Annotated in this window: 9 protein-coding genes, 1 tRNA gene and 1 pseudogene; 1 reads left to right on the forward strand and 10 read right to left on the reverse strand. The window is 61.7% G+C overall.

Features of this window, described 5'->3' with window-relative positions; all coding sequences use genetic code 11:
* Positions 1-609: 609 nt before the first annotated feature.
* From DPM35_RS31850 to DPM35_RS33430, 9 genes and pseudogenes are all read right to left on the reverse strand, one after another.
* Positions 610-914 (reverse strand): annotated as a pseudogene (locus DPM35_RS31850) (type II toxin-antitoxin system RelE/ParE family toxin).
* 3 nt (positions 915-917) lie between these two features.
* Complete coding sequence (locus DPM35_RS31855) at positions 918-1,184, reverse strand: type II toxin-antitoxin system ParD family antitoxin (RefSeq protein WP_112131446.1); 267 nt, start codon at positions 1,182-1,184, stop codon at positions 918-920.
* Positions 1,185-1,852: 668 nt separating this feature from the next.
* Entirely contained in the window at positions 1,853-2,920 is a 1,068-nt protein-coding gene (locus tag DPM35_RS31865) for an ABC transporter ATP-binding protein (RefSeq protein WP_112131447.1), read from the reverse strand.
* A gap of 41 nt (positions 2,921-2,961) precedes the next feature.
* A complete protein-coding gene (locus DPM35_RS31870) occupies positions 2,962-4,671 on the reverse strand; it encodes a GH32 C-terminal domain-containing protein (protein WP_112131448.1) in 1,710 nt (569 codons plus the stop codon).
* Between the two features lies 1 nt (position 4,672).
* The gene (locus DPM35_RS31875; RefSeq protein ID WP_112131449.1) at positions 4,673-5,542 is read right to left on the reverse strand and encodes a carbohydrate ABC transporter permease; all 870 of its coding nucleotides are present in this window, start codon (positions 5,540-5,542) and stop codon (positions 4,673-4,675) included.
* Positions 5,539-6,465, reverse strand: coding sequence for a carbohydrate ABC transporter permease (locus DPM35_RS31880; protein WP_112131450.1), 927 nt, complete (start codon positions 6,463-6,465; stop codon positions 5,539-5,541). Before DPM35_RS31880 ends, DPM35_RS31875 begins: the two co-directional genes overlap by 4 nt.
* Positions 6,466-6,539: 74 nt before the next feature.
* The gene (locus DPM35_RS31885; protein ID WP_112131451.1) at positions 6,540-7,844 is read right to left on the reverse strand and encodes an extracellular solute-binding protein; all 1,305 of its coding nucleotides are present in this window, start codon (positions 7,842-7,844) and stop codon (positions 6,540-6,542) included.
* A 33-nt stretch (positions 7,845-7,877) separates the two neighbouring features.
* The gene (locus DPM35_RS31890; RefSeq protein WP_112131452.1) at positions 7,878-8,870 is read right to left on the reverse strand and encodes a LacI family DNA-binding transcriptional regulator; all 993 of its coding nucleotides are present in this window, start codon (positions 8,868-8,870) and stop codon (positions 7,878-7,880) included.
* 115 nt (positions 8,871-8,985) lie between these two features.
* Complete coding sequence (locus DPM35_RS33430; RefSeq protein ID WP_483466556.1) at positions 8,986-9,090, reverse strand: type II CBASS E2 protein; 105 nt, start codon at positions 9,088-9,090, stop codon at positions 8,986-8,988.
* Here DPM35_RS33430 and DPM35_RS31895 point away from each other — a divergent pair.
* The gene (locus DPM35_RS31895; RefSeq protein ID WP_181592252.1) at positions 9,089-9,595 is read left to right on the forward strand and encodes a hypothetical protein; all 507 of its coding nucleotides are present in this window, start codon (positions 9,089-9,091) and stop codon (positions 9,593-9,595) included. The two genes, DPM35_RS33430 and DPM35_RS31895, sit on opposite strands and share 2 nt — an antisense overlap.
* A 106-nt stretch (positions 9,596-9,701) precedes the next feature.
* Here the strand turns inward: DPM35_RS31895 and DPM35_RS31900 are convergent.
* Positions 9,702-9,778 (reverse strand) — tRNA-Met (locus tag DPM35_RS31900).
* Between the last annotated feature and the right edge of the window lie 167 nt (positions 9,779-9,945).

Consider the following 9,945-nt stretch of genomic DNA (forward strand, 5'->3'; position numbering starts at 1 on the left):
AAGTTTAATAAGACTTTGATTTGGCTTTATTGGTCACGCATGAATCGACGAGAACATTCACACCTAGGCAACTTAATGCCTTGGTAGACTTATTCTCACGAAACGTGATCCGCCAAAGTCTCGTTCGAACCAATTACCCCTGGCGGAGTAAGAGGCTCAGCAGGACTCTGCCGCCCACGTTTCTCTTTCTTCAATATTCAATTGTCAAAGAACAGACACCGCTTCACGCAATGTCACAGCCCACTTCGCTTTCGGCTCCGGGGCCTCCCGAGTGTCGCTCACGCGGCTCTCTTGAATTTCGCAGAGGGCAGATTTAGAAGCGAACTTCTTCGTCGCCAGCGGCGCACCGCCCTCGTTCGTGGGGCGTATATAGTCGCCACCCGATCGAACTGTCAACAGCCAAGATCGCTCTTTTTTCGATTTCTCGTCGAGATATCCACGGAGGGAAAAATGGTAAGCTGGCTTGGTTGAATTTTGGCCGGCGATCTGTCGCCGGACACTTCGGCAATACCTGCCGCAAGGCCGTTCCGCAGGCGGATGCGCCCAATTGGAAATCGCCGGCAGCGTTTAGCCGATTGCCGACCGCCAGATCCCCTCCGATCTGTGCGATCAGAGCCGTTCCTCGAGCAATTCAGGCGTGATGTTCCGGCCTGCGTAGAAGATGCCCAGGATCAGCACGCGCTCGCCGTCGACAGCGAAAACGATGCTGGCCGCGCGGCGATAGCCGATGATCCGCAGCCCGGCATCATCTCCACCCGCTCGGTGCCGCGCTGTGGAAATGTCGACAAGCCCAGGCAATGATCGCGGATGCCCGCGACAAAATTCCAGGCAACCGCCGGCGACGCGCGCTCGGCTATATCGTCATAGAGTCGTTCGAGTTCGGCTTCCGCATGGAAGACAATCCGGTATTCCATCCCCTACCTGGCTTTCGCCTGCCGCGCGCGATGACGGGCCTCCAGCCGGGAAAACACCGTTTCGGCGGGGATTCCCTTTGCCGAATCCTGCCGAAGTTCGGCCATGCGCGCGGGGATTTCCTCGCGCAGCCACTTCTCCCGCTCCGCCTCGAAATCCTCGAGCATGCGCAGGCCGGCGCGGACAACCTCGCTGGCATTGCTGTAGCGGCCCGATTCGAGCTGCTTCCTGATGAAGCGCTCATAGTGCTCGTTCAACGCAAAGCTGGGCATGGGGGGACCTCCTCGGGGAAATATGAAACCGGGCGGAGATATAGCAATAGATAGCAATAATTGACGGTGTTGGGTGATTCGGGCGCTTCATCTTTGGCGATTCGGTGGGGGACCGGGCTCCCCCGAATCGGTCAGCAATCGAAATGCCGATCAAGAACGCCGGCGCCGATCGAGAGCGTTTCCTTGCTTTGCCGCAATTTTCTCGGCCAGAAACCGAACCCGGACGTTGTGCTTACCCAACGCAATGGCAGGGCCACTCTGTTCGATGCCGGCGATCGGGATGATGATCGTGGTTGTTCCGCCAGCAACGAGATTTCTCAATTCCGTCCAGGTCAGGTTTTCAAGCTCGAGCGGATTTGATGGGCCAGCGGTTGCTATCGATAGCTGCAGCCAACAACACAGCAGGCTCGCATATCCCAATTGTTGGAGAGCGCGTGGAGCGCTGTTTTCATTTCGAAACACAACGGGCGACGCGCAGCGGCGCTGGAGCCCTTTGTCACCTCACTGAAAGGTAAGGTCTCCCACAGCAGCGCTCCTGAGCAAAATGCAACCGGCCCAACTCGACAACGTAGATCGCGCCTGAGCGGCCGAGGATATTGTCTGTCACGGTACCCAACTAGCGGCGCTGCTCTGACGCACTATGGTGGCTGCTGGCTTCATGGCTATCATTACCGTATCCGTAGGCCCGCGGCATCGAAGGCGCGCACGTCCTTCATCTTGAAACCGGCCTTTATCGATTTCCCCGACTTCAGATCCCCGACATCGCGACGTTCCACGATAATCCTCTCGCCATCCGCCAAGCGGCCATGGATGAAGGAAGTGCCGCCCAGATGCTCGACGAAATCGACAAGGACATCGATGGTCGCATCGGGGGTGGCGTCGCGATCGAAATGCTCGGGCCTGATGCCGATGGTGACGAGTGAGCCGGGCTGCGATGTCTTCGCCGAAAAGGGTGCGGGAAACTCGGCTCCGGCAACTCTCACGATTCCGCTTTTTTCGACAGTCCCGTTGAAGAAGTTCATCTTCGGCGAGCCGATGAAGCCCGCGACGAAGACGTTGTCGGGATTCTCGTAGAGTTCGAGCGGCGGGCCGAACTGCTCGACCCGTCCCTTGCGCAGCACGACGATCTTGTCCGCGAGCGTCATCGCCTCGGTCTGGTCGTGCGTCACGTAGATCATCGTGTTGCCGAGGCTTTCATGCAGCTTGGCGATTTCCACGCGCGTGGCCACGCGCAATTCGGCATCGAGGTTGGAAAGCGGCTCGTCGAAGAGGAACACCTTCGGATTGCGCACGATAGCCCGGCCGATCGCCACACGCTGACGCTGGCCGCCCGAAAGCTGGCTGGGACGGCGGTCCTGCAGCTGGTCGAGCTGCAGGATCCTGCTCGCGACCGCCACACGCTCATCGATCTCGGCCTTCGGCCGCTTGCCGATACGCAAACCGAAGCTCATGTTTTCCTTGACTGTCATATGCGGGTAGAGGGCATAGCTCTGGAAGACCATTGCCACGCCACGTTCGGACGGATCGACGTGGTTCACGCCCTCGCCGTCGATGCTGATCTCCCCGGCAGTGACGCTTTCGAGCCCAGCGATCATGCGCAAAAGCGTGGACTTGCCGCAGCCTGACGGGCCGACGAAGACGGCGAATTCGCCGTCCTCGATCCTAAGATCGACATCGTGGATGATATCGACCGCTCCGTATGACTTCTTTGCCTTCTTGAGCTCTACGATTGCCATTGAAATCCTCCTCCCTTGCGTTGACCTGCGGCGCAGGAACTCTAGCGATGCGCGCCGCTTTGCGGACGCAACCGCCAAACCTCGACATTGCTGATCGTTCCAAGGTCAGCCTCGAGACGAACCATCGCAACCGGCTCGTCGCTATCGATGCGCTTTGTGCCGCACCAGCGGCCGCCATCGGCATAGATTTCGACCATGCCCACATCGACGAAGACGCGTACGTTCGCGAGCGGACCGGTCTCCGCCACATAGGGCGCGGCGCGCTTGGTCCTTTCTGCCTCGAGTTCGAGCGTTCGGCCGTCATGGACCAGCGTCATCGGAAAGTCCTCATGGGCGAGCGTCAGCCGGAAGGGCGCGCCGGCCACGTCAAAACTGATTTCCGCCAGCCCGTCCGGCAGTTCGACGCCTAGCCGCAGGGCCGCGGCCGAGTCGCTCAGGCTTTCCGTGCGAAGCAGCGCGACGCCTTCGACCGGCGGCATCAGGAGTGCCCCATCCCGCCAAAGCAGGCGCCGCACGAAGGTCATCGCGGAGGAGAAATCACGGTTGCGCCGGACGTTCGCCCAGTTGACCGCCCAGGCCATTCCATGGGGCCGACCATCCCTGACGAAAGCCTGGAAGGCGTAACAGTCGCCCACGAAGTCGAGCTCCCGTCGCGCGATCGCTTCGAAGTGCCTGCCATCGAAGCGTCCAACGAGGGCCACGCTCGGATTGAGCTTGCCCTCGATCAGGATCTGGTGCCCGATCAGGCCAAAGACCAGCGCATAAAGTCCGCCGCCGTCGCCGACGAGCGGCACGAGGCTCGGGCACTCCGCCGGGACGCTGCGGGCAAGCGGTTCACGGTGCAGCACGCCGACGAACCGCCAGTTCGCGGCGGCGTCGGGATCGTCTGATTCGTAAAGCAGCACGAGCGCCGCGCCGGCGTCGTTGCCGCCCAGAACCATTTTCCAGAGCCCATCCGGCCCCATGAAGACGTAAGGGTCCCTGAGGTCGTTCCCGAAGCCGTCGAGCGGCGGGCGCTCGCCGATCACCACGGCCGACGGACCAGCGTCGAGCAGGTCGGTCGACACGGCCGTCATCTGCAATTCGTGCTCCGGCGCGCGGCCGTCCTCGCGGTCGGTATGGAAGACCCGAATGCCGCCTTGCGGACGCACAATGGCGGAGCCCGAAAAGGCCCCTCCCTTTGGCATGGGGTCGGCCAGTATGGCCGGGCCGGGATGCAAGAAGACCGGCAGGTGTGTCCAGTTGACGAGGTCATCGGAGACCGCGTGGCCCCAATGCATCGGACCCCAACGCCAGGCATGGGGATAGTGCTGATAGAAGGCATGGGTGCGCCCGTCGACCGAGACCAGGCCGTTCGGATCGTTCATCCAGCCGAATGGCGGCGCCAGATGCAGCCGGTAACGCTTGCTGTCAGCAGCGGCCTCAGGACGGACCCATAAGATTCGGATGCCTTCGGAGAGCGCCCGGTCCGGATCATAGGCGTAGCAGAGGGAAACTGTCGTCTCCAGCGCGTTCCAACTCAAGGAAATCTCGCCCGTTGCCGCCGCACGATGCGCAACCATCTGAAAATCACCGGACCGCGGTCCGACCAGCGCGCTCGTTTCTCCGCTAGCCTCGCGCAGTTGCACGCATGACTGCGCGGTTGCGGTCACGGGTTTCTGCCAAAGGTGCAGGATATCGCCTGCCGTCACCCGGGCCTCAATGCCTGCCGGGGTGGAGGTCGGATCGTCGATGCGGATACCAGGCAGCATTTTAGCCCTTCACACCCGAGCTGATGACGGAGCTGACGAACCATTTTTGGAACATGAGATAAAGAACCAGCACCGGGATCATCATCATGACGGACGCCGCCATGGCGAGGTTCCAGTAGATGCTGTCAGCGCCGAAGAAGCCGGCGATGCCCACCGAAATGGGGCGCGCGTAGTTGCTCTGGGTGACCAGCAACGGCCAAAGGTACTGGTTCCAGGTTTCGATGCCGAGCAGGATCGCTACCGTCGCCAGCGCGGGCAGGCTGATCGGCATGAACACTTTCCAGTAGATCTGGAACGGCGAGGCGCCGTCGACGATTGCCGCGTCGTAGAGGTCGCGCGGCACCTGCGAGAAGAACTGGTAGAGCAGGAACACATAAAGCGGACTTGCCCAGAATGGCAGTATCTGCGCCGAAAAGGAATCCGCCAGGCCGACTGAATTTACGATGTTGAGCAGCGACAGGACGATCGATTCCTGGGGGACGATGTAGAGCCCGATCATGGCAGTCAGGATGATCGCGCGGCCGGGAATGCGCCCCCAGGCTAGGACGAAGGCGGCCATCGAGTTGAACGCCATGCCGCCGGCCAGCGTGAACACCAGCACGATCATCGAATTGGTCAGGTAGCGCGCGAAAGGCTGGTTTCCGGAGAAGGTGAGGATGTCGCGATAGTTCTGGAGCGTGGGGTTGTCGACCCAGAAGGCCTTGAAGCTACCCATCTCGGCCAGGATCTGGAAACGATCCGGTTTGAGGCTCGCCACCGCCAGCAGGAACAGCGGCGAGACGACCACGAAGGTGATGATCGCAATGGACACGATCTTGATCATGGGGAACCGGTCGGAAGTTCCCGGCAACGGGGTGTCGATGGCGGTCATTTCGGGTCCCTCAAAACGGCGCGCTGCACCAGCGAGATGACGAGCACAATGAAGAAGAGAATGATTGCGACGGCCGAAGCGAGCCCGAGCTTCTGGCCGACGAAGCCGACGGAATACATGTATTGCACCACCGTCACGGTCGAATCCCGAGGCCCGCCCTGGGTGAGGATGTTGACCTGGGTAAAAAGCTTGAAGGCCTGGATGGTGGTGATGATGATGACAAAGATGTTGGTCTGCCTGAGGCCAGGCCAGGTAACGAAGCGGAAGCGCTGCCAGGTCGAGGCGCCGTCGAGGCGCGCGGCCTCGTAGAGATCGCCGGGGATGCCTTGCAGCCCCGCGAGATAAACCACCATCTGGAAACCATAGGCCTGCCAGGCCGACAGGAGCACGATCGCCGGCATCGAGGAATTGGGATTGCCGAGCCAGTCGATCGGACCGGCAAGGCCGAAGGTGAGAAAACCGATGATCTGGTTGAGCGGGCCGGTCGGATACTGGAACAGCGTGCCCCAGATGACGCAGACGACCGCTATGGAGGTGATCGCGGGCAGGAACAGCGCGCCCCGGAAAAAGTTGCGCCCCGGAATCTTCTGGTTGATGAGCAATGCCATGGCTAGTGCGAAGCCGCACTGCACCGGGACCACCAGAACCGTGAAGTAGGTGACGTTGAACAGGGCGCGCCAGAAGATAGGGTCGGTCAGAACCTGAATGTAGTTGTCGAACCCGACGAAGCGGACCGGGCGGGGAATGAGCCGCCGGTTGGTGAGCGACATCGGGAACGACAGGACGAAAGGCAGCAGCAGGAAGAACGCCACAATTGCGCAGGCCGGCAGCAGCATGAGGAACTCCTGCAGCCTGGCGCCGATCAGTCTTTTTGCCCGCGGCGCCGCCGCCGCGCGGGATGTCGTCGAAGCCGTCGCAGTCATTTTCTGCCCCTTTCTTCAAGGCGGAACGGGAACACCCGCGCGGACATGGATCTCCGCGCGGGTCTCGCGGTGCGTTACTTGCCGCCGAACGGCGGATAGCCGTCATTGTCCTCGATGTCGGCATCGATGGCTGCCGCAGCCTTGGTCAAGTCGGCCTGCGGATCGGCGCCGTCGAGGATGTTGGTGAAGGCCGTTTGCGTGGCCAGCGAGATCGCCGGATAGGCCGGGTGCGGCGGGCGGGGCACGGCGGTCTTGGCGGCCTGCTCAAAGGCCACGGCCATCGGGCCGCCGGGCGCGTAGAGCGGCGAAGCGGCCCCGAAGGACTTCAGGCCCGGAAAGCCGGAATGGTCCCGGTGTGCTTTCTGGAAGGCCGGGTCCTGGATCATAAAGCTGAGGAACTTGCCCGCCAGCTGCGGATCAGCCGAGTCCTTGCTGATGGCGTAGATCCAGGTCCCGTTGGGGCTGGCGGCCTTGTCGCCGAACTTCGGCAGCGGCAGCACGATGAGATCGTCGCCCATAGCCTTCACGGCTTCGCTGTAGAACCAGTGGCCACCCCAGGCCAGCGCTGCCGGCCGGCCCTGGGCGTAGAACTGGTTGGTGCCTGCCGACTGCGGCACGACCCAGCCGTTCTTGACCCATTCCGCCATCATCGCCGCGGCGTCGACGCAGGCCTTGCCGTCCAGCCTGCCCGAGGCTTTCCAGGTGTCGCGGTTGATGAGATCGCAACCCGACGAGATCAGCAGCGGCTCATAGGCATAAGGGATCCATTCCGTCTTGGTGCCGTAGCCGCGGAAGATGTCGATCGGCCACTTCACGCCCGGCGCCGTCGACAGCCTCTTCAGGATCGCTTTGAATTCCTCGCCGGTCCAGGCGTCGTCGACGCCCTTGGGGATGCGGATCTTCAGGGACTCCAACTGCTTCTTGCTGGCGTAGAGCACCACCGTGCTGTCAACGAGGCTGGTGGCGTAGAGTTTCTTGTCGGGCGGATAGGTGCCCTGGCTGATGTTCGAGGGCGTCATGTCGTCGAGGAGCTTCTTGTCGATGAGGCCGTCGATCGGCTGCAGGAAACCGGACCATACGTAGTTCGACAGGAACGGCGCATCGAGCTCGACGATGTCCGGCAACTGATGGGCCGAAACGGCCGCGCCGATCTTTTCGTTGTAGGAGTCATGCGGCGTATGGATCAGTTCGATGCTCGTGCCGGGATTGGCGGCTTCGAAAGCCTTGGCCGCGGCGCCGATCGCGTCGACCTCGTAAGGGTCGCCCTGGAACATCATCTTCAGGTCCGCGGCCGTGGCCGGGGCGGTGAAGGCTGCGAAAGCCGCGATCAAGGCGCCGGCGCTCAGGCCGGCGCTGAGACGAAATCTTGGATAAGTCATTGTTTTTCCTCCCATGCACCGTTCCGGGACACTTCAGACCGAAGCGCGTTTGATAAGCCGGAATGGAATCTTCTGCAGTTGCGGAACCGCCGACCGGGGACCGGCAACGAGTTCGGCGGCGCGACGACCCATTTCGCGATACGGCAGGGCCATCGTGGTCAACGGCGGATCGAGTCTGCGGGCGATCTCGGCCTGATTGTCGAAGCTGGCTACCGCCACGTCGCCCGGGATGTCGACGCCAAGCCGGCGCAGCGCGCCATAGACTTCGAGAGCCACGCGATCGTTGCCGCACAGAATGGTATCGGGTGGCACCCTTTCGCCCATCAGCGCATCGACATGCGCGGAAACCAGGCTGACGGAAAATTCGGTGTAGCGGGCGCCGCGCGTCGCCGGCAGTATCCAGCGTTCGGTGACGGCGAGGTCGCGGGCGACATGGGCGTCGCGAAAGCCTTCCTCGCGCAGGCTGCCCGCGCGAATGCCCGGCAAATTGAGGAATGCAATGCGGCGCCGCCCCAGTGAGAAGCAATGCTCGACGATCACCCGCGCCGCCTGCACTTCGTCCGGAACGATTGCGGGAATCTCACCGGATGTTTCCTCGCAATTGATGAAAAGGTCGACCAACTGGCGGACCTCGGCGTCGAGCGTGATGGTACGGTGATAGGCCGTGGCATAGACGATGGCCTTGGGTAGGAAGCGCTGCGCCTCGGCAAGGCCATCCTTGGCGCTGCGCGAGGCGGCCACGTTGGTCGCGACCACTGACAGCCCATATGTGCGGCTTGCGTTGTCGAGGCTGCGCACGATCTCGGTTGCAAACGGCAACGTGATCAGGCCTTCGGCGACCAGGCCGATCACCGGCAAGACGCCCTGGCGCATGCCGCGCGCGACGATGTTCGTTTTGTAATCCAGTTCCTCGGCGAGCGCGAGGATGCGTCGCCTTGTCTCGTCGGACATGCGAGCCGAATAGCCGTGGAGAGCCCCCGAAACGGTCTTGACCGAAACACCGAGCCTCTCGGCGATGTCACGCATGTGAACCTTGTCTCTCACGAGACGACCTCCCGAGCCCCCAATGTATCTTGGGTTAACGTTAACCCAACTACTTGACGCATGGGAATCTGTCAAGCCGGCTCCGCGATGATGTCCGTTACTTCCCGAGGGCGGTCCAGGGTACGATCGTCTGGTCGAGCCGCATCCACGACTGCCATTCAAAGATGCGAGGCAGATAGAGACAGAGCCTCGGCGGCCGCATGAACGCGCCCTTGCCAGAATCCACAAGCGGAGATCGGTTCTACCGTATTTTGTCGCTCGATGGCGGGGGGGATTCGGGGTGTCTTTCCTGCCGTCTGGGCCAACAATCCGATCGGAGTGGCCGCGATCGAGGCGACCGGGATGCTCGGCTGGCCGGGGGACGGACTCAAGATCTTGTCGCGATTTCCGAACCCGGCAAGCTTCCCCTGCTCCGGGGTAAATTGCCGATGGTCGCTTCGGTTGCCCGCCTCTTCATGGCGGGTCAAGCGCATAGCGCGCTCGGCACCGCGAAGATTATCACCGGCGACGTCCACAAGCGCAAAGCGATCTGGCGAGTCGACCAGATCGCGCCGGACGGGCGCTACACCCTGGATAATACCTCTCGCATTTCCGAGATGCGTGATCGTGCTTTTGCCGAGGCGCGTGTGCAGCTACCGGAACTCAGACGCCACTTCTTCAGCGGGCCGGCCGCGGAATTCGTGCCGTGCCACTCCCTGCCCGCCTGAAGCGCTTCAAAAATCTTCGGTGCTGCGGCAATAATCCGGATAGCCTTCCCCGAACGCAAAAAACCGCCCCGGTTAGAGCGGGACGGTAATTGATTTATGATAGAATTGGTTGCGGGGACAGGATTTGAACCTGTGACCTTCAGGTTATGAGCCTGACGAGCTACCGGGCTGCTCCACCCCGCGTCACCTACGAGCAAGCGTTTGCTTGCGTTCTTGGACGTAAGCCTAGGCCTACGGATAGGCTGGCCTACAGATAGGTAGATGGCTCGCCAAATGAAAGGGCCGCTTGCGCGGCCTTGGATCCCGTTCGGCGGGCCTGGAACGTAGAGAGAAGATTTGAGTTGAACATG

Origin of the sequence: Mesorhizobium atlanticum (assembly GCF_003289965.1) — a bacterium.
GTDB lineage: Bacteria > Pseudomonadota > Alphaproteobacteria > Rhizobiales > Rhizobiaceae > Mesorhizobium > Mesorhizobium atlanticum.